This window comes from Luoshenia tenuis (assembly GCF_014384745.1).
Lineage (GTDB): Bacteria > Bacillota > Clostridia > Christensenellales.
The window spans coordinates 418,914-438,313 of sequence record NZ_JACRSO010000002.1 but is presented as its reverse complement, the minus strand read 5'-3'; the positions used below and the strand labels follow the sequence as shown (position 1 = coordinate 438,313).

Annotated in this window: 20 protein-coding genes; all 20 read left to right on the top strand. The window is 58.8% G+C overall.

Annotated features, from left to right (window positions below; genetic code table 11):
• The first annotated feature begins 48 nt into the window (after positions 1-48).
• The 20 genes from H8699_RS06990 to H8699_RS06890 all read left to right on the top strand — a co-directional run bounded on the left by H8699_RS06990 (position 49) and on the right by H8699_RS06890 (position 19,399).
• Complete coding sequence (locus H8699_RS06990) at positions 49-546, top strand: Lrp/AsnC family transcriptional regulator (protein WP_138296238.1); 498 nt, start codon at positions 49-51, stop codon at positions 544-546.
• Positions 543-1,724: an aminotransferase class I/II-fold pyridoxal phosphate-dependent enzyme gene (locus H8699_RS06985; RefSeq protein ID WP_330605201.1), complete on the top strand. Its 1,182-nt coding sequence runs from the start codon at positions 543-545 to the stop codon at positions 1,722-1,724. Before H8699_RS06990 ends, H8699_RS06985 begins: the two co-directional genes overlap by 4 nt.
• Positions 1,725-1,750: 26 nt before the next feature.
• Positions 1,751-2,443 carry a rhomboid family intramembrane serine protease gene (locus tag H8699_RS06980; protein WP_249285041.1) on the top strand — a complete coding sequence of 231 codons (693 nt, stop codon included), beginning with the start codon at positions 1,751-1,753 and terminating at the stop codon, positions 2,441-2,443.
• A 27-nt stretch (positions 2,444-2,470) separates the two neighbouring features.
• Positions 2,471-2,956: a tRNA (uridine(34)/cytosine(34)/5-carboxymethylaminomethyluridine(34)-2'-O)-methyltransferase TrmL gene (trmL, locus tag H8699_RS06975; RefSeq protein ID WP_249285040.1), complete on the top strand. Its 486-nt coding sequence runs from the start codon at positions 2,471-2,473 to the stop codon at positions 2,954-2,956.
• Between the two features lie 101 nt (positions 2,957-3,057).
• Complete coding sequence (locus H8699_RS06970; RefSeq protein ID WP_138296235.1) at positions 3,058-4,677, top strand: Na/Pi cotransporter family protein; 1,620 nt, start codon at positions 3,058-3,060, stop codon at positions 4,675-4,677.
• A 75-nt stretch (positions 4,678-4,752) separates the two neighbouring features.
• Entirely contained in the window at positions 4,753-5,547 is a 795-nt protein-coding gene (locus tag H8699_RS06965; RefSeq protein ID WP_249285039.1) for a M55 family metallopeptidase, read from the top strand.
• Between the two features lie 23 nt (positions 5,548-5,570).
• Positions 5,571-7,328, top strand: coding sequence for a GTPase HflX (hflX, locus tag H8699_RS06960; RefSeq protein ID WP_249285038.1), 1,758 nt, complete (start codon positions 5,571-5,573; stop codon positions 7,326-7,328).
• A gap of 249 nt (positions 7,329-7,577) precedes the next feature.
• Entirely contained in the window at positions 7,578-8,234 is a 657-nt protein-coding gene (locus H8699_RS06955) for an HAD family hydrolase (protein ID WP_249285037.1), read from the top strand.
• A gap of 23 nt (positions 8,235-8,257) precedes the next feature.
• Positions 8,258-8,815 carry a GNAT family N-acetyltransferase gene (locus H8699_RS06950; protein ID WP_249285123.1) on the top strand — a complete coding sequence of 186 codons (558 nt, stop codon included), beginning with the start codon at positions 8,258-8,260 and terminating at the stop codon, positions 8,813-8,815.
• A gap of 15 nt (positions 8,816-8,830) precedes the next feature.
• A complete protein-coding gene (locus H8699_RS06945; protein WP_249285036.1) occupies positions 8,831-9,253 on the top strand; it encodes an RbsD/FucU family protein in 423 nt (140 codons plus the stop codon).
• Between the two features lie 157 nt (positions 9,254-9,410).
• Positions 9,411-10,763, top strand: coding sequence for an electron transport complex subunit RsxC (gene rsxC / locus H8699_RS06940; RefSeq protein ID WP_283244164.1), 1,353 nt, complete (start codon positions 9,411-9,413; stop codon positions 10,761-10,763).
• 1 nt (position 10,764) lies between these two features.
• A complete protein-coding gene (locus H8699_RS06935) occupies positions 10,765-11,718 on the top strand; it encodes an RnfABCDGE type electron transport complex subunit D (RefSeq protein ID WP_249285035.1) in 954 nt (317 codons plus the stop codon).
• Positions 11,711-12,295, top strand: a complete 585-nt coding sequence (locus H8699_RS06930) for an RnfABCDGE type electron transport complex subunit G (protein ID WP_138296228.1) — start codon at positions 11,711-11,713, stop codon at positions 12,293-12,295. The genes H8699_RS06935 and H8699_RS06930 overlap by 8 nt, the downstream gene beginning before the upstream one ends.
• Positions 12,296-12,910: an electron transport complex subunit RsxE gene (rsxE, locus tag H8699_RS06925; protein WP_138296227.1), complete on the top strand. Its 615-nt coding sequence runs from the start codon at positions 12,296-12,298 to the stop codon at positions 12,908-12,910.
• A gap of 3 nt (positions 12,911-12,913) precedes the next feature.
• Entirely contained in the window at positions 12,914-13,501 is a 588-nt protein-coding gene (gene rsxA / locus H8699_RS06920) for an electron transport complex subunit RsxA (protein WP_138296226.1), read from the top strand.
• 14 nt (positions 13,502-13,515) lie between these two features.
• The gene (locus H8699_RS06915) at positions 13,516-14,496 is read left to right on the top strand and encodes an RnfABCDGE type electron transport complex subunit B (RefSeq protein WP_330605198.1); all 981 of its coding nucleotides are present in this window, start codon (positions 13,516-13,518) and stop codon (positions 14,494-14,496) included.
• A gap of 256 nt (positions 14,497-14,752) precedes the next feature.
• Positions 14,753-15,490, top strand: a complete 738-nt coding sequence (locus H8699_RS12445) for a Maf family protein (RefSeq protein WP_283244163.1) — start codon at positions 14,753-14,755, stop codon at positions 15,488-15,490.
• Positions 15,471-16,349 carry a rod shape-determining protein MreC gene (gene mreC / locus H8699_RS06900; protein WP_249285034.1) on the top strand — a complete coding sequence of 293 codons (879 nt, stop codon included), beginning with the start codon at positions 15,471-15,473 and terminating at the stop codon, positions 16,347-16,349. Before H8699_RS12445 ends, mreC begins: the two co-directional genes overlap by 20 nt.
• A gap of 24 nt (positions 16,350-16,373) precedes the next feature.
• Complete coding sequence (gene mreD / locus H8699_RS06895) at positions 16,374-16,910, top strand: rod shape-determining protein MreD (protein ID WP_249285033.1); 537 nt, start codon at positions 16,374-16,376, stop codon at positions 16,908-16,910.
• 41 nt (positions 16,911-16,951) lie between these two features.
• Complete coding sequence (locus H8699_RS06890; protein ID WP_249285032.1) at positions 16,952-19,399, top strand: penicillin-binding transpeptidase domain-containing protein; 2,448 nt, start codon at positions 16,952-16,954, stop codon at positions 19,397-19,399.
• Position 19,400 lies beyond the last annotated feature (1 nt).

Below are 19,400 nucleotides of genomic sequence, written 5' to 3'. Positions count from 1 at the left end.
TAGCAAAAAGCGTTTAGCCAAACAGCATCAAGAAAGGGTGATTGATAGATGACGACGGAACAGATGAACAGCGATATCCTGGCCCTGTTGGCCAACGATTCCCGCATGACGGCCGAGGAGATCGCCAAACTTTTGCACCATGAGCCCGAGCAGGTGCGCAGCGCCATTGCGCGCATGGAAAAAGAGGGCATCATCGTTAAATATTCAACGCTGATCAACTGGGAGAAGTTTGACAGCAACCGCGTGGATGCGCTGATCGAGATCAAGGTCACGCTGCACGACGGGGTGGGTTTTGATACGCTGGCCGAGCGTATTTATCACTATCCGGAGGTGCGCTCGCTCTACCTGGTCTCCGGCGGATACGACCTGCTGGTGCAGGTGGAGGGCAAGTCTCTCCGGGAGGTGGCGCAGTTTGTAAACGAGCGCTTGGCCACCATGGAAGGGGTGCTTTCCACCGCGACGCACTTTGTGCTGAAAAAGTATAAGGTGGAGGATGTGGCGATGGAGCCGGAGATGGACGATCAAAGGCTGGTGGTCTCCCCGTGAATCCGAACGATTTGATCGCAAAGCGGATGGCTACGGTGCCCAAAAGCGGCATCCGTAAGTTTTTTGATATCGTCGCCGAGATGAAGGACGCCATCTCTCTGGGCGTGGGCGAGCCGGACTTTGTCACCCCCTGGAATATCCGCCAGGCGGGCATGCGCTCGCTGGAAAAGGGGATGACGGGCTATACCTCCAACTGGGGCACGCTGGAGCTGCGCAGGGAGATCGCACGGTATCTGGAGGGGCGCTTTGACCTGGCGTACGACCCGGCCGACCAGATACTGGTGACCATTGGCGCCAGCGAGGCCATAGACCTTGCGCTGCGCGCCCTGCTGGACCCGGGGGACGAGGTATTGATCCCGGATCCGGGTTATGTATCCTATGCCCCGGGCGTGGTCTTTGCCAACGCCGTGCCGGTATCTATCCCCATGAGTGCGGATAACGGCTTTAAGCTCACGCCGGAGCTGATCCTGCCCCGGATCACCCAGCGGACCAAAGCGCTGATCCTGCCCTTCCCCTCCAACCCCACCGGCGGGATCATGGACCGGCAAAGTTTGGAGGCGCTGGCCGGCGCGCTGGAAGGGACGAATATCGCCGTGATCTCCGATGAGATCTATGCGGAGCTGACCTATTCGGGCAAGCACGTCAGCATTGCGCAGCTTCCCTCCATGTATGAGCGTACCATCGTGATCAACGGCTTTTCAAAGGCCTTTGCCATGACCGGGTGGCGTCTGGGCTACCTTTGCGGGCACCGGGACCTGGTGGCAGCCATGTGCAAGATCCACCAGTACTCCATCCTTTGCGCCAGCACCATGGCCCAGGCGGCCGGGGTAGAGGCCTTAAAGCAGGGCCGCGCCACGGATTATGCGGACGTTAAGCGCATGCACGACGCCTACGACCTGCGCCGGCGCGTAGTGGTCAACGGTTTTAACGATATGGGCCTGCCCTGTTATGAGCCGGAGGGCGCCTTCTACGCGTTCCCCTCCATCAAAGGGATGGGACTGAGCAGCGACGAATTTTGCGAGCGCCTGCTGCGGGAGAAAAAGGTGGCCGCGGTACCGGGCAGCGCCTTTGGCGCCCAGGGCGAGGGCTTTATCCGCTGCAGCTATGCCACCTCCATGGAGCAGCTCAAAGAGGCGCTGCGCCGCATTGAGGGCTTTGTAGCGCCGCTTTTAAAGTAAAATAATCGATAAGGATTTTATTGGGTATGGATGAAGTAAACACACCGGCCCGGCCGGCGGTTTCCCGGCGCAAGCCGGTCGTTACATATACCCTGGCCGCGATCTGTGCCGCCGTCTACCTGCTGGAGATGCTCCTGGGGGCGGACAGCAACACCTTTATTTTGGCCCTGATGGGGGCTAAGGTGAACGCGTGGATCGCGGCGGGGGAATATTGGCGGCTGCTTTCGCCGGTTTTTTTGCACGGCGGGCTGGATCATCTGGCTTTCAACCTGTATGCGCTGGTGGTATGGGGCAGGGTGCTTGAGGCGATGTATGGACGGGCGAAGTATCTTGCGATCTATCTGATCGCAGGGGTGTTCGGCAACCTGTGCAGCTACGTGTTTTCGCCCTATCTTGCAGTAGGCGCATCCGGGGCGATCTTCGGGTTGTTCGGCGCGCTGCTGTACTTCCGTAAAAAGGATAAGATCGCCTTTAACGCGATGTTCGGCATGCAGGTGCTACTGATCATCGGCTTTAACCTGTTCTATGGGTTTATCCGCACCGGCATCGATAACTTTGCGCATATCGGCGGCCTGCTGGGCGGCTTTCTGGCCGCATTGGCCCTGGGCTTATACGGTGAGCGCGTGCCAAAAGCCCGCCGCATCGCGGTGATCGCGGGCATGGTTCTGCTGGCGGGTGCCGCTATCGTGGCCGGGCAGATGATGTATTTACAGCCTTAGGTTTTAGAAGAGATGGGAGTATAAAAAATGGCATTTCATATCGTCTTGGTGGAGCCGGAGATCCCGCAGAATACCGGCAATATCGCCCGCACCTGCGCGGCTACGGGCAGCGAGCTGCACCTGGTAGGCAAGCTGGGCTTCTCGCTGGAGGACCGTTATCTGAAACGCGCGGGGCTGGATTACTGGCCTCTGACCCAGGTGCACCGTTGGGAGAGCCTGGAGGAGCTGGTAGCTTCCTGCCGGCCGCAACAGCTTTATTACGCCAGCACCAAATCCCCCCAGACCTATGCGGATGTGCAGTATCGGGACGGAGACTTTCTGGTTTTCGGCAAGGAGACCCGAGGGCTTCCCGAGGCGCTTTTGTGCCAGCATCTGGAGGATTGTATCCGCATCCCCATGGTGGAGGCGGCGCGCTCGCTCAATCTGTCCAACTCCGTAGCCATCGTCGTTTACGAGGCGATGCGACAAAATCATTTCTCAGGACTGTCGAATCTTGGTAAATTTGCCCGTTAAAGCGTCATTTTAAATTGATTTTGCATTAAAAATCCTTTACAATGGATTTTGGCTAGAGATGTGTAGAAAAATTTAAAAAAGCGATACACGGGAGGAAAACGATGGATTTTTGGAATATCGCTACGCTCGCCGGGGGCCTCGGCCTCTTCCTGTACGGCATGAAGATGATGTCCGACGGCCTGGAGCGCGCGGCGGGGAACCGCCTGCGCAACATGCTCAACGTATTGACGACCAACCGTTTCTTGGGCATGCTGGTAGGTATGGTGTTCACCATGCTGATCCAAAGTTCCAGCGCGACAACGGTCATGACCGTTGGCTTTGTTAACGCGGGGCTGATGAACCTGTTCCAAGCCACGGGCGTGATCCTGGGCGCGAACATCGGTACCACGGTTACCGGCCAGATTATCGCTTTTAAACTGACGGCGCTGGCGCCGGTAGCGATCTTCGCGGGCGTGGCCATCGTGATGTTCACCAAAAAGAACTTTACTAGGCACATCGGCGAAGTGATCGCCGGCTTCGGCATCCTGTTTATCGGTCTGGATATGATGAGCACTTCCATGGAGCCGCTCAAGGATGTGCCGGAATTTGTAAATATGCTGGTGGCCTTTAAAAACCCGGTGCTGGGCATTTTGGCCGGTATCGCTTTTACGGCCATCATCCAGAGTTCTTCCGCCTCCGTTGGTATCTTGCAGGCGCTGGCCATGCAGGGGCTGATCGACCTGGACGCGGCCTATCTGATCATTCTGGGGCAGAATATCGGCACCTGTGTAACGGCCATGCTGGCCAGCGTGGGCACCAGCAAGACCGCGCACCGCGCCGCGATCATCCATCTGATGTTCAACGTATTCTCCAGCGTCATCGTATTTGCGCTGATCCAGTGCTTCCCGGCGATTATCGACGGGATACAGGCGCTCTCTCCGGGAGATGTTTCCCGCCAGATCGCCAACGCGCATACGCTGTTTAACGTGCTGGGCGTGATCATCTTCCTGCCCATGAGCAACCTGCTGGTCAAACTCTCCATGAAGATCGTCCCGGGCGAAGACCCGCAGATGGAAGAGCGCCGGCTCAAATACCTGGACGACCGTATCTTGACCACGCCGGCGCTGGTGGTGCCCCAGATCCTCAAAGAGGTCAACCGCATGGCGGATCTGGCGGTGGACAACATCAATCGCGCCATGGACGCGTTCTTGCACAAGAACGCCGAACAGGTCAATTACGTGCAGCAGCACGAGCAGGTGATCAACTATTTAAATCATGAGATCACCCACTATCTGGTCAAGGCCAACCAGCTGGACCTGCCGGAAGCGGATATGAAGCTCAACGGTATCCTGTTCCATACCATTAATGACTTGGAGCGTATCGGCGACCACGCCGAGAACCTGACCGAGTATGCCACCAGCCGTATCGAAGGGGATATCAAGATATCCGACGCCGCGCTGGACGAGCTGGAAACCATGAACAACCACGTGCAGGAGCTGCTGCGCATCGCCCTTAGAATTTTTAACGACCACGATACGACGCTGACCAGCCAGGTGGCCCATATCGAGGAGATCATCGACGAAGAAGAGGATGAATTGAAAGAGCGCCACATTCAGCGGCTGAATAAGTCCCTTTGCACCCCGCAAAGCGGCATGCTGTTTATGGATGTGATCACCAACCTGGAGCGCGTGGCCGACCACGGCACCAACATCGCCTATTCGGTGGGCGATATGCAGGCGTAAACAGACCAGAATAACAGGCTTGCCTTGTGCAGGCCTTTATTCATATAAAAGAGAAAAGAAAGCGGGGGAGCAACAATGAAATTTATGATCGCGGTGGATTTGGAGGGCGTTGCCTGTGCCGTCAGCACGGTGGGCGATACGCTGAGCACTTCACCCAATTATGCGTTTGCCTGCAAACAGGCGGTGCGGGAGGCCAATGCTGCCGCCCGGGCGCTGTTTGACGCGGGCGCGGATCAGGTGGTGATCTGGGACAACCACGGCGAAGGCGTGAACCTAGACTACGATGCCATTGACGAGCGGTGCGATATCGCCCTTGGCGTTTGCGTGGCGGGGCGCTGGCCCATGCTGGACGAAAGCTATGACGGGGTGCTGCTGGTCGGCTATCATGCCATGGATTCTACCCCTGCGGCCGCCATCGCCCATACGTATGCTTCCACGCTTTACCAGGCCGTGACGATTGATGGGCGGCTGGTGGGGGAGATGCAGATCGACGCGATGCTGGCCGGACAGGTAGGCGTGCCGGTGATCTTCGTTTCCAGCGACGAGGCGGGCGTGCGCCAGGCCGAAGAATGGATGCCCTGGATCGAAAGCGTGGCCACCAAAAAAGCCATGGCTTTCCATCGTGCCGTCAGCCTGCATCCAAAGCGGGCTTGTGAGGCAATCTATAAAGGCGTGCAGCGCGCATATGCGCGCCTGGCGGAGATGAAGACGCTGACCTGCCCTTCGCCCTGCCGTATGGAGGTGCGCTTTAAAACGCTGGAGGAGGCGCAGCGGGCGAATTTCCGGGATATGAACGGCCAGCCCTTCGGCTTTGCGGACGCTTACACCCGCACGGGCACGGTGCGCGCGCCGGATATACTATTTTTTTAAAAGGACGGAATTGAAAAACATTTATGATCGCTGGTAACATTAGCGGGGTGCGCCAAAGCATCCTGGACGAACTGGAAGCTTTATATGAACTGGAACCCCGGCGGGATCTGTTTATTCCCCGGGAAATCGTGGATAAAATGGCGGAAGTGACCCGGAAGCTGAACCGGGAGGTGTCGGTCTTTATTACCCGTCGGGGGATGGTTGCCGATATTTCGCTGGGCGATAACGACAGGGTGACTCTGCCGCAGCTGCAGACCCGCCGGGGGGAGCAGCGCCTTAGCGGGGTGCGCTGCATCCATACCCATCCGGGCGGAGACCCGCACCTTTCTGCGGTGGACTTAAGCAGCCTGCAGAGCCTGCGCCTGGACGCCATGGCCGCCTTGGCCGTGCCGGACCGGGAGGACGTACCGCTGACGATGTGCGTGGCCTACCTTGCGGGCAAGGACAAGTGCATGATGGAAGGGCCGCTGCGGGCGCATCACCTGCCCCATGGCGAGCTTTTGGAGCTGATCGGCGAGGCGGAGCGCCGCCTGGAACAGGAGCGCCAGACCGGAGCGGTAGCCGATGAGGCGGAGCGGGCGCTGCTGGTGGGCCTGGAGGCCGGAAACGGCGGGCAGCCTTTAGAAGAGCTGGCGCGCCTGGCGGATACGGCGGGCGCAAAGGTGATCGCCGCGGCGGTACAAAACCGGGAGACGCCGGACAGCGCCACCTTTTTGGGCTCCGGCAAAGTCAGCGAACTGGCGTTGCAGATCCAGGCGCTGAAGATCGATATCGTGATCTTTGACGAAGAATTGACCGGCGCGCAGACCCGCAATCTGGAGCAGGCCTGGGGTGTAAAGGTGATCGACCGGACGGGGCTGATATTGGATATATTTGCCCAGCGTGCCAATTCCCGGGAGGGCAAGCTGCAGGTGGAACTGGCGCAGATGAAATACCTGCTGCCCCGGCTGATGGGCATGGGCCAGGTGCTCTCGCGGCTGGGCGGCGGCATCGGTACCCGAGGCCCGGGCGAGACCAAGCTGGAAGTGGACCGGCGGCGCATCCGCCGCAGGATCTTCGAGCTGGAGCAGGAGATCGAAAAGGTGGCCCGGCAGCGGGAACTGCGCCGGGCGCGGCGCGAACAGAACAGCGTGCCGGTGGTGGCGCTGGTGGGATACACCAATGCGGGTAAATCCACGCTGCTAAACCGTCTTTCCGGCAGCGAAGCCTTTGTGGAGGATAAGCTGTTTGCAACGCTGGACCCGCTTTCCCGGCGGATCGAGTTACCCAGCGGCCGGGAGGCGCTGCTGGTGGATACCGTAGGTTTTATCGATAAACTGCCCCACGACCTGGTGGATGCGTTCCGTTCAACGCTGGAGGAGGTGCGCAAGGCGGACCTGCTAATACACGTGGTGGACGGGGCGAGCGGAGAGGCGCAAAAGCACTACGAGGTCGTCGGCCAGGTGCTGCGGGAGCTGGGGGCGATGGGCCGGCCGACGCTGACCGTGGTCAACAAGGCCGAACTGCGCCGGGAACTGGACCTGCGCGAACCGGTGGATGCGGCCATCTCCGCAAAAACCGATATGGGGATCGACCTGCTGCTGCAAAAGATCGACGCGGCGCTGCGCAGCCGCTATAAGCTTTGGGAAGGGCTGCTGCCCTACACAAAGGGCGATGTGCACGCCTTTTTACACCGGCAGGGGCGGGTTCTCAAGGACGAAGCGCAGGAGCAGGGCTTTGTCATGGAAGTGGAACTGGCGCAGGAGGACTATATGCGCCTGCAAAAGATGCTAGGGGAGTGATTACCACACGGCGCAAGGCGCGGGCAGGGGCATGCGCGCGCCTTATAGCATTCTGAGAGCAGCGGGAAATCCCTGAAAACTGCTTGGCGTATGTTTTGCGAACCGCTAGGTGAAGCGCGCTTTAGAGGCTATACAAAAGATTTTTCCCAGGGCCTGCGGCACCGCGCTGAATGGCAGGCGGTTGATTTTTTTAGTAACGCATTACAATGCGATAAATTTCGACAAAATTAGACAGATAGGGGTTTGAAAATGGTAGAGGCGGTTATTTTCGACATGGACGGCGTCATCATCGACAGCGAGCCGCTGCAAATGCAGGCGCTGATCGAGGCGATCAAGGCTTCCAGCGGGGTAGAGCTTACGCCGCAGGCATTGGGATGGACCACGGGCCGGGGCAACGCGGAGGTGTGGCAGCGGCTGCGGGAGCTTTATCCCATCGCCTGGGAGCAGGAAAAGGTGCGGGCCTACCAGCTGGAGGCGCTTTTTAAGCTAATGGATACTTCGCCCCTGGCAGTGCCTATCGCGGGCATCCTGCCGCTGGTGCGTGCGCTTAAGGCAAAGGGGATCCCCATGGCGGTAGCCTCCTCATCCAGTTTGTCGATCATCGACAAGGTGCTGGACAAACTGGCGCTGCGGGAGTATTTTACGCTGATCGCAACCGGCGACGAGGTGCCCGCTTCCAAACCCGCGCCGGATATCTTTTTGCTGGCCGCCCAGCGCCTGGGCTGCAAGCTCGAGGGATGTTGGGTGATCGAGGATTCCTACAACGGCGTGACGGCGGCCAAGGCCGCGGGCATGCACTGCATTGGTTTTTATAACCCTCACTCGGGCGAGCAGGACATCTCCGCTGCCGACTGCCGCATTACCCATATCGACGAGGCGATGGGGATTTTGGGGTTAGAAGGGTAGCAAAGGAAAAGGAGACTTAGATGATGCTTGAGACGGCGCGCTGTGTACTGCGCCGCTTCCGAAAAGAAGACAAAGAGGCGCTTTATGCCTATTTAAGCGACCCGCAGGTGGTACATTTTGAACCCTACCCGCCTTTTTCATGGGAAGAGGCTGCAGCTGAGGCAGAACGCCGGGCGCAAGATCAGCGCTTTTGGGCGGTCTGTCTGAAAGAGGGGCGCTTGATCGGGAACCTGTATTTAGCCTTGGGCGATTTTGAGACCTGGGAACTGGGTTATGTGTTTAACCGCGCAACCTGGGGGCAGGGATATGCCACGGAGAGCGCAGGAGCGCTTATACAGTACGCTTTTGAGCATTTAAACGCGCATCGCATCCAGGCCTTTTGCAATCCGGAAAATACGGCGTCTTGGCGGTTATTGGAGCGACTGGGCATGCGCCGGGAAGGGTTACTTTTGCAAAACGTCTATTTTCGCGTAGATGAGAAACAAAAGCCCATTTGGCAGGATACGTATGCTTATGGCATTTTAAAAGAAGAATGGGAAAGCGTCCGCAAGATTTTGAACGGCAAGGGCGCGGAGAAATAGAAAGGGTGGCATGTAATGTTAAAGGGGATACCTTCGATCTTGAATCCAGACCTGCTCAAGATCATGATGGAGATGGGACATGGGGATACGCTGGTGATCGGGGATGGCAACTTTCCAGCTGCGGCCTGCGCCAAGCGCCTGGTGCGCTGCGACGGGCACGGCGCGGCGGAGCTGCTGGACGCCATCATGACCTTTTTCCCGCTAGACACCTATGTGGAAAAGCCGGTGGCCGTTATGGCCACGGCGGACGGGGAGGACGCGCCGATCTGGAAAGAGTACCAGCAGATCATCGCCAGGCGGGAGGGCGAGGCCGCTTTTGAGCAGGTGGAGCGCTTTGATTTTTACGCCCGGGCACGGGATGCGTATGCCGTCATCTCTACGGGGGAGGGGGCCCTGTATGCCAATATTATCCTGACAAAGGGCGTCGTCATCGAATAAACCGCCGGTATATACCATAGGATGAGCGTATAAAAAGGAACTTTATAGCATCTTTATATGCAATTGGCAATTGTGACGGATTTTGTAGTATGTTATAATAAATCTCGTGCTTTAGTGAGAGAAAGCGGTTTTTAAAGATTGCTTGGAGGGATTTAAAATGGGGATTGCGGCGAAGACCTTTCGCGGCGGCATCCATCCGCTACATCATCAGCACCACGGTAAAAACCTGACGGACCACAAGCCCATCGAGGCGGCGCCGGTCCCAGGCGTGGTGGTGATCCCGATGGCGCAGAACATCGGCGCGCCGGCCAAGGTCTGCGTGCAGGTGGGGGATGTTGTGGCCATGGGGCAGAAGATCGGCGAGGCGGGCGGTTTTGTCAGCGTGCCGGTACACGCCAGCGTATCGGGACGGGTGGCGGCTATCGAGCCCAGGCCCTGCGCCAGTGGGGCCAAGGCGATGTGCGTAGTGATTGAAAACGACGGGCTGGATACCCGTTGGCCGGGCCTTCCCGGGCCTGTCAGCCTGGACGAGCTGGAGCCTGAGCAGATCTGCCAGCGCATCATGGAGGCGGGCATCGTCGGGATGGGGGGCGCGGCCTTTCCCACCCATGTGAAGCTGAAGGTGCCCGAGGGCAAGCATGTGGATACGCTGCTGATCAACGGCGCGGAGTGCGAGCCGTTTTTGACGGCGGACCACCGGCTGATGGTGGAGCGGCCTATGGAAGTGGTGCTGGGCGTGCGCGCGCTGATGAAGGCGTTGCAAGTCACGCGGGCCTATATCGGCATCGAGGTCAACAAGCCCGACGCCATCGATACCATGCAAAAAGCGGTGCGGGACGTGCCGGGCGTGGAGGTGACCCCGCTGAAGGTCAAATACCCCCAGGGCGGCGAAAAGCAGCTGATCAGCGCTATCTTGGGGCGCGAAGTGCCCTCGGGCGGGCTGCCGATGGAGGCGGGCGTTGTGGTGCAGAACGTGGGCAGCGCCGGCGCTATTGGGCGGATGCTTTCAGACGGGATGCCGCTGGTGGAGCGGGTGGTCTCCATCACGGGCTACGGGGTGAAGGAGCCGCGCAACCTCTCTTGCCGCATCGGCACCTCGTTTGAGTTTTTGATCGAGCACTGCGGCGGTTTTACCGGCGAGCCGGGCAAGGTGATCTCCGGCGGGCCGATGATGGGTATCGCCCAGTACGACCTGGGGGTGCCGGTGGTCAAGGGCACCTCGGGTATCCTGGTGCTGCCGGAGGAAAAGACGGACGGCGAGGAAGGCCCCTGTATCCGCTGCGGGCGGTGTGTGGAGGCCTGCCCCATCCATTTGATGCCGCTGATGCTCAGCGCTTATCAGCAGGCGGGCAATATCGACATGTGCGAAAGCTACCATGCGCTGGACTGCATGGAGTGCGGCAGCTGCAGCTATGTATGCCCCTCCAAGCGCTATTTGGTACAGGCCATCCGCACGGCCAAGCGGCAGATCATCGCAAACCGCAAAAAAGCGGAAGGGGGGAGAGGATAGCATGAATCTTTTACGGGCAACTTCTTCACCCCATGTGCGGGATTGCGCGTCGATCTCCGGGGTGATGTTTGACGTGGTCATCGCCCTGATGCCGGCAATGGTCGCGGCCTGCTGGTTTTTTGGCTGGAACGCGCTGGCGCTGATCATCGTATCGGTCCTAAGTGCCGTAGGCACGGAGGCGCTGATCCAGAAACTATCCGGCAAAAAGGTGACGGTGAACGACTGGAGCGCGGTGGTGACCGGCATCCTGCTGGCGTTCAACCTGCCCTCGGGCGCGCCGCTGTGGATGGCGGTGATCGGGTCGGTCTTTGCCATCGGCATCGTCAAGCAGCTCTTTGGCGGGCTGGGCCATAACTTTATGAACCCGGCGCTGGCGGGGCGCGCGTTTTTGCTGGTCTCCCGCACGGCGCATATGACGACCTGGACGCCGACGGCCTTTATGTCGGTGGACGCGTTTACCGGCGCTACGCCGCTGGCCATCTTAAAGGGCGCCGAGGGCGCGCTGCCTTCGGTATGGGATATGTTTATCGGCAACATCCCCGGGTGCCTTGGAGAGACCTCCGCCCTGGCCCTTTTGATCGGCGCGGTCTACCTGCTTTGCCGGCGGGTGATCTCCTGGCGCATTCCCATCATCTATATTGCCACGACCGCGATCTTTACCTGGATTTTCTGGCCGGAGGGCTGGTTTACCGGCCCTGTGCTCTATCAGATCTTCGGGGGCGGCCTGATCCTGGGCGCATTTTTCATGGCTACGGATTACGCTTCCTCGCCGGTCACGCCCAAGGGGCAGATCATCTACGCCCTGGGATGCGGCTTGCTTACGGCAGTGATCCGGCTATGGGGAGGCTACCCGGAAGGGGTATCCTTTGCAATCCTGCTGATGAACGTGGCGGCGCCGCTGATCGATAAATATACGCGGCCGCATATCTTCGGGGAGGTGGCCAAACGTGCGTGATATCTGGAAACTGGCCTGGCGGCTGCTGGCGATCACTTTGGTGGCGGCGCTGGCGCTGGGCGTGACCAATTATGTGACAAAGGATCCCATCGCCCAGCAGGACCGGGAGAAAAACGACAAGGCGCGCCAGGCGGTGTTTGAGGCGTGCGACCGGTTTGAACCGGTGGATGTGGACGAGGCAATGGGGGGCGCGCAGATTGAAACGCTAAAGCCCCTGGAAATCTACGCCGCTTATCAGGGTGATGAACAGATGGGCTATACCTTTAAGATCGCCCCCAAGGGCTATGGCGGCGAGATAGAGCTGACGGTGGGCATATCCTTTGAAGGGAAGGTGACCGGGCTGACCGTAGGGACCAACAGCGAGACCCCGGGCCTGGGCGCCAACGCCACGAAGGAGGAGTTTAGAAACCTGTTTGTGGATAAGGATCAGTTCCCGCTGGAGGTCAGCAAATCGGCCAGCGGCGACAATGAGATCCAGGCGCTGACCGGGGCGACCATCACCTCCAGGGCCGTTGCCACGGGCGTGAACGATGCGATGAGCTTTTACCAGCAGTTTTTGAGCAAGGAGGGGAAATAAATGGGCAAGGCAAAAAAAATCCTCCTCAACGGAATCTTTAACGAGAACCCCACCTTCCGCCTGGTGCTGGGCATGTGCCCCACGCTGGCGGTGACCACGGCGGCGGTAAACGGCGTGGGCATGGGCTTGGCGGCCACCTTTGTATTGATCTGCTCAAACTTTGTGGTCGCCCTGCTCAAGGATTTTATCCCTTCCAAGGTGCGTATTCCGGCCTATGTGGTGATCATCGCCACGTTCGTATCCATCGTAGAGATGGTGATGAAGGCGTTTATCCCCAGCCTTTATGAGGCGCTGGGCATCTTTATCCCGTTGATCGTGGTCAACTGCATCATCCTGGCCCGGGCGGAGGCCTTTGCCTCAAAGAATACGCCGGTGGATTCGATTTTGGATGGTTTGGGCATTGGCCTTGGGTTTACCCTGGCGCTGACGCTGGTGGCCTCGATCCGCGAGCTCATCGGCAACGGCACCCTGTTTGGGCTGACGATCATGGGCGCGGGCTACGAGCCGGAGCTGATCATGATCCTGGCTCCGGGCGGGTTTATCACCCTGGGGCTGATCCTGGCGCTGATCAATAAGATCACCGCCAAGCTCGAGCAGAGAAAGGAGCGTGTGTAAGCGATGGATTATGTTGCGAAAATATTCCTGATGCTGCTAAGCTCCATTCTGGTACAGAACTTTGTGCTCTCCCGCTTTTTGGGGTGCTGCCCCTTCCTGGGGGTCTCCAAAAAGGTGGAAACGGCGGTGGGCATGGGCCTGGCGGTTACCTTTGTTATGGCTATGGCCTCGGTGATCACTTACCTGGTGCAGTACTGCATCCTGGTTCCGGCCCAGATCGAATACATGCAGACCATTGCCTTTATCCTGGTTATTGCGGCGCTGGTGCAGCTGGTGGAGATGGTGATCCAAAAGGTCAGCCCCACGCTGTATAAATCCCTGGGGGTATACCTGCCGCTGATCACCACCAACTGTGCGGTGCTGGGCGTGGCTATCATCAACATTACCGAAGGGTATAACCTGTTTGAGACGCTGATTAACGGCGTGGGCGGGGCCCTCGGGTTTACGCTGGCCATCGTGCTGTTTGCGGGCATCCGGGAGCGGCTGGAGCTTTCCGCCATCCCCAAGCCCTTTCAGGGTTTCCCCGTAGCGCTGGTGACGGCGGGGCTGATGTCGATCGCTTTCCTGGGCTTCCAGGGACTGATTAAGTAAGGAGGCGCGGCTTTATGGTAATGGAAATTTTGATGCCGGCGCTGGTTTTGGGCGCGCTGGGCTTGTTGTTTGGCGCTGGGCTGGCGGTCGCCTCCAAAAAGTTTGCCGTTGAGGTCAACCCGGCGGCTGAGCAGATCCGCGAGAGCCTGCCTGGGGCGAACTGCGGCGGGTGCGGCTTTGCCGGCTGCGATGCGTATGCCGCGGCTGTGGCCGAGGGCAGGGCGCCGGTAAACGGCTGCCCGGTGGGCGGCTCAAAGGTGGCGCAGATCATCTCCCAGGTGATGGGCGTTGAGGTGGAAGAGACCGAACGGATGGTGGCCCGCGTGGCCTGCCAGGGTACCTTTGACAAGGCGAAAAAGAAGTATTTATATGAAGGCTTGGCCGAATGTAACGCTGCGGCGCTGGTCTCCGGGGGCGACAAGGCCTGCAAATACGGATGTTTGGGGCTGGGCAGCTGTGTAAAGGCCTGCCCCTTTGACGCGATCCATATTGGCGAGGGCGGGATCGCCCAGGTGGATGAAGAAAAGTGCGTGGCCTGCGGCAACTGTGTTGCGGCCTGCCCGAAGGACATCATCCAGCTGATCCCCGCCTCCAAGCTGACCATGGTGGCCTGCAGGGCCATCGAAAAGGGCCGTGCGGTGCGGGAAAACTGCGTGATCGGCTGCATCGCCTGCGGCAAATGCGAGAAAAACTGTAAGTTTGATGCCATCCATATTGAAAACAACCTGCCGGTGATCGATTACGCCAAGTGCACCAGCTGCATGGTCTGCCGCGAGGTATGCCCCACGCACGCCATCAGCGCGAACCTTGAAAAGCGCAGGCAGGCCAGGATCGATGCGGATAAGTGCATCGGCTGCACCATCTGCAAGCGCAACTGCGCCTTTGGCGCCATCGAGGGCGAGGTCAAGCAAAAGCATGTGGTCATCCCCTCTGAGTGCAAGGGGTGCGGCGTTTGCGTAAGCAAATGCCCCAAAAAGGCCATCGAACTGGTCTAGTGGGGATAAAAGAAAACTTTTCGTAAATTTTTGGCGGCAAACCGCCAAACTCGGGGCCGGCTAAACATAGCCGGCCCCTTTCAATGTGCCGCGGCTTGGGCGTTACGGCGAATATCGCACGGGATGCCTGGTTGACAAAACAAGACAAAATGCGCAATACCTTAACCTAGCAGTTTATGGTATAATAATCCGTATTATGGAATATACATAGGGGCCGGCTGTATACGGCTCATCATCAAAGGGGTTTGATTGGTCAATGCAAGAGCATTTAGATAGGCGCTGGGTGCTGGCTTCGGCCTCGCCGCGACGCAGGGAGCTGCTGGGACGTTTGGTGCCCGAATTTGAGGTGCTGCCAAGCGATGCGGAAGGGAATATCGACGCCTCGCTGCCCGCAGGGCAGGGTGCCGCAAAGCTGGCGGCGGACAAGGCGTTTGACATCGCCGCCCGGGTGGAAAAGGGCGCGCTGGTGCTGGGCGCGGATACCATCGTCGTATTAGGGGATCAGGTGCTGGGTAAGCCGCGCGATACCCAAGAGGCCGCGCAGATGCTTTTACACCTGCAGGGGCGGGCGCACGAGGTTTACACCGGCATGTGCCTGATCGATACGGCTACGGGTTGGAAAAAGACGGGCGCTGCCTGCACAAAGGTGTGTTTTGCCCCGATGACGCAGGACGAGATCGCATCTTACGTGGCTACGGGCGAGCCGATGGATAAGTCTGACTACCCAATACGGTATAAAGAAGAAATGATGGCAGCCGGATGGATGGATGAGAAAGGAAGATGGAAAACCGACACCGGCGGTGAACCGTGGTGCAAGGATAAGGCGGGGGCGTATGGCATCCAGGGGCTGGGATCGCCCTATATCGCCCAAATTGAAGGAAATTATGACAATGTCGTAGGGCTGCCGCTGGCGCTGCTGCGGGATTGGTTGAAGGACTGGGCCAAAGCGTGCGGGGCCGAGCGGGGAGGGCGCTATGCGGCAGAGAAAAACTAGAGCAAACGGGCCTGTGCGCAAACGCAAAAAATGGCCCTGGCTGGTCACGGCGGGCATCATCGTGGCCCTGATCGGCGCAATGGCGGTGCCTGGGATACGTAACGGCCCCATCGGCCAGGTGGTGGGGCGGACGATCGCCCCGCTGCAGGAGGCCTACGCCTATGTGGAAGGCCAGGTGCGGGACTGGTTCACCATGATGGATGAGAACAATACCCTGCTGCGGGAGAACCAGAGGATGAAGGCTGAAAACGACGAGATCGCTACCCTGCGCCAGCAGCTTGAGGAGCTTAAACAGGAGAACCAGCGCCTGCGCGGTCTGGAGCGGGCGGCCGATAGCATTGATGATATGGAGTTTATGCAGGCCAGCATTATCGCTAAATCGCCGGAGAGCTGGTACGCTACGGTGGTGATCAACCGGGGCAGCCAGGATGGCGTGGAAAAGAACATGGCGGTGATCACGGGCGATGGGTTGCTGGGGCGCGTGATCTCGGTAAGCGATACCCATTCGCAGGTGTTGACCATACTGGATGGGCGCAGCGCCCTGAGCGTGATGGTGGAGCGCACCCGGGATAACGGCGTGCTGAAAGGGCAGATGCTGCTGGGCAGCGAGGAGAGCTATTGCAGGCTGCTGTACTTGCAGGACGACAGCGACCTGGTGCCGGGCGACCGCATCGTGACCACCCAACTGGATGGACTGCTGCCCCGGGGCCTGGTGGTCGGCGAGGTGGTAGAGGTAGCCCGCACGGAGGGGGACGAGCGATACGCGCTGGTCAAACCCAGTGCGGATATCAGCCGGGCGGAAGACGTACTGGTGGTGCTCACCCGGCCGGAGTCCGCGGGGATCACCATCGACGAATAGCCTGATGTTGGAGGACCTTGGGATTTGAGATACGTTAAACTGATCTGCCTGACGCTGCTGGGCATCGCCCTGCAGGCGATGCTGTTTCCACAGCTGCAAATATCAGGCGCACAGCCGGATGCGTTTTTGCTGGTGACCGTATTTATCGCACTGCAGTATGGCTGGTTTGAGGCGGTGGTGTGCGGTGCGGTAGGCGGGCTGATGCTGGACGCGCTGCTGGCCGGGTCCATCGGGCCTTATGCGCTGCTTTATACGGCGGTGGCGATTCTCGCCGGTGGGTTTCATAACCGGATGGAAGGCGGGTTTACGGCCATCCTGAAAGCCGCGGGGGTCAGTGTGCTGTGCTATTTCCTGCGCCAGGTATTCACATTGGTGGTGGCTTATTTTTCGGGCGTAGGCGTACCCATGGCGCGGGTCTTTACCCAGGCTGTTCTGCCGGGCACGCTGTACCATGCAGCCGTCAGCCTGGCCTGGTTTACGATCTTTTGGTTTAAAAAGATGCGCACCCATAAAAAGCATACCTGGCAGGCCACGCGGTTTTATGGCCGCAAGCGCGGCTGACGCGCATACTTGGGTTTAAGGAGGCTTGAAACGCGAATACGATGAATGCGAAAATACGTTTTACAATCTTTGCTGTGGCCCTGGCGCTGTTATTCTGCGTGCTGGGCGGCTCCATGGCGGACCTGCAACTGCGTCAGGGGGAGGCGTACTACGCCCAATCCCAGAGCGGCAAGCAGCGCACCATCACCCTGAAGGGGGAGCGCGGCAAGATTTTAGATACCAACGGGCTGCCTTTGGCCTATAACCAAAAGAGCTATGATGTAGAGTTTATGCGCGACCCCACCCGCAACAAGGCGGCGGATAACCTGGCCTATACCAATTCGCTGATGGCGGCCATCGATATTATCGAGCAAAACGGATATGAAGTGATCGATACCTTTGCCATACAGTATACGCCAGAGGCGGGCTTTGCCTTCCAGTGGGGGGATATTTCCGAGGAGGCCGCGCAAAAGCGCGAGAAAAACTGGCGCAGCAACATGTATATACCCGATTCAAAAAAGACGGCGGAGGAGATCTACACCTACCTGCGCCAGCGCTACCAGATCCCGGAAGAGATGCCCTATGAGGAGGCGCGCAAGCTGCTCTCCATCTGGCAGGAAGCGCAGCTGACTAGTTACCTAAGCTATGTACCGGTGAAGATCGCCTCCAACGTGAACCTAGCAACGGTCTCACAGATAGAGGCGCGCGCCATCGAGCTGGAGGGTATCTCCACCAGCGAGAGCACGGTACGGGTCTACCCCCGCGGGGAGATGGCGGGCAACGTATTGGGCTACACGGGCAAGATCACCGATACTTTGCTAGAGCAATATGCCGAACAGAAATACGGCACCGAGGACCAGGTGGGCATCACGGGGGTAGAATCCAGCATGGAGACCTACCTGACCGGCAGCAGTGCAGAGCACCAGGGCCAGCGGGTTGTGGAGGTCAACAGCCAGGGCAAGGTCACCCGGGAGCTGGATTATGAAGCGCCCACCGATGGCAACAATGTGGTGCTGACCATCGACGCCGCCCTGCAGAAAAAGGTGGAGGATGCGCTTAAGGCCAATATCGAGGAGGTCGTGGCCCAGCAAAAGGCCAAATACGAGGCCAATCCCACGAAATACGACGAGGTAGTGGCCCAACGCGGCTCGCCGCTGCAATACGCAGAAATGGGCACGGCTATTGTAATGGAGGTGTCCACCGGACGCGTCCTAGCCCTGGCCAATTACCCCTCTTATGACCCGAACGCGTTTATCGGCGGCATCAGCTCGGAGGACTATAAGGCCCTGCAGGAGCAGACGGGCAACCCGCTTTTCAACAAAGCCATCAACGCCAAGAGCACGCCGGGTTCTATTTTTAAGATGGTGACCGGCCTGGCCGGCCTGATGGAGGGCAAGATCACCCTGACCGAGACCATGGACGACTTGGGCCCCTACGATAAATACACCGTTACCGGTAAGGCGCCGGCCTGCTGGGTCAAGCCTAACTTCAGCCAGCACCAGAACGAGAACATTACCACGGCCCTGAGGGACTCGTGCAACTATTACTTCTTTGAAACGGCCTCCCGTCTGGAGATCGACGGGATCAATAAGTGGGCGGACAAGCTGGGGCTGACCAGCAAGACCAATATCGAGCTGCCCGGCGAGGCCACAGGTCAGGTCGCCAACCAGACGGTATTGTACGACGCTTCAAAGCCGCTGGACGAGCAGCAAAGCTCCATCCCCATTCTGGTCAACCGGCAGATCAAGGCTTTTGTCACCAATATCGCCGAGGAAAACGGCATCGAACTGGAGGAAAACAACCTTCAGGCCAATTTGAAGAGTATGATGGACCTGGTAGCCACCAAGGCGGACAACCAGGTCTCCCAGATCAAGACCATGCTGCGGGATAATCTGCATTTCCCGGAGGGAGTGATCCGCGCCAACAGCATGGATCTGGAACTGCTCAACCTGATGACGGAGCTGCAGTGGACGCCCAACCAGACCATTGTGGCGGGCATCGGCCAGAGTATGACCACGCTGACCCCTATTGCGGTGGTGCGGTATGTTTCCGCGCTGGTAAACGGCGGCAAGGTGTATGACGCCTCGCTGATCAAGCGGATCGAGGACAGCGAGGGACGCACGGTAGAAGAGATGCAGCCTAAGCTGGTGGAGGATCTGGAGATCCCCGCGCAGTATCTGGAAGCGATTAAAGAGGGAATGAGAGAGGTGGTCTCGCCCGAGGATCAGGGTACTGCGGCAAAATACTTTGATGGCTATAAGTACCGCGACCAGATCGGCGGCAAGACCGGTACGGCGCAGGTCTCTACGCTGGATATTGAGAACAACTCCTGGTTCGTCGGCTTTGCGCCCTATGACGAACCGGAGATCGCCGTGGTGGTATTTATCCCCAACGGCCTATCGGGTGCGCTGAGTTCTTATACGATGAAGGAGATCGTCACCTATTACATGGAGAGTAAAGAGGCCCAGTCTGAAGAGAATTTGCCCACGCCGGGCAGCATGGGGCAGTAAG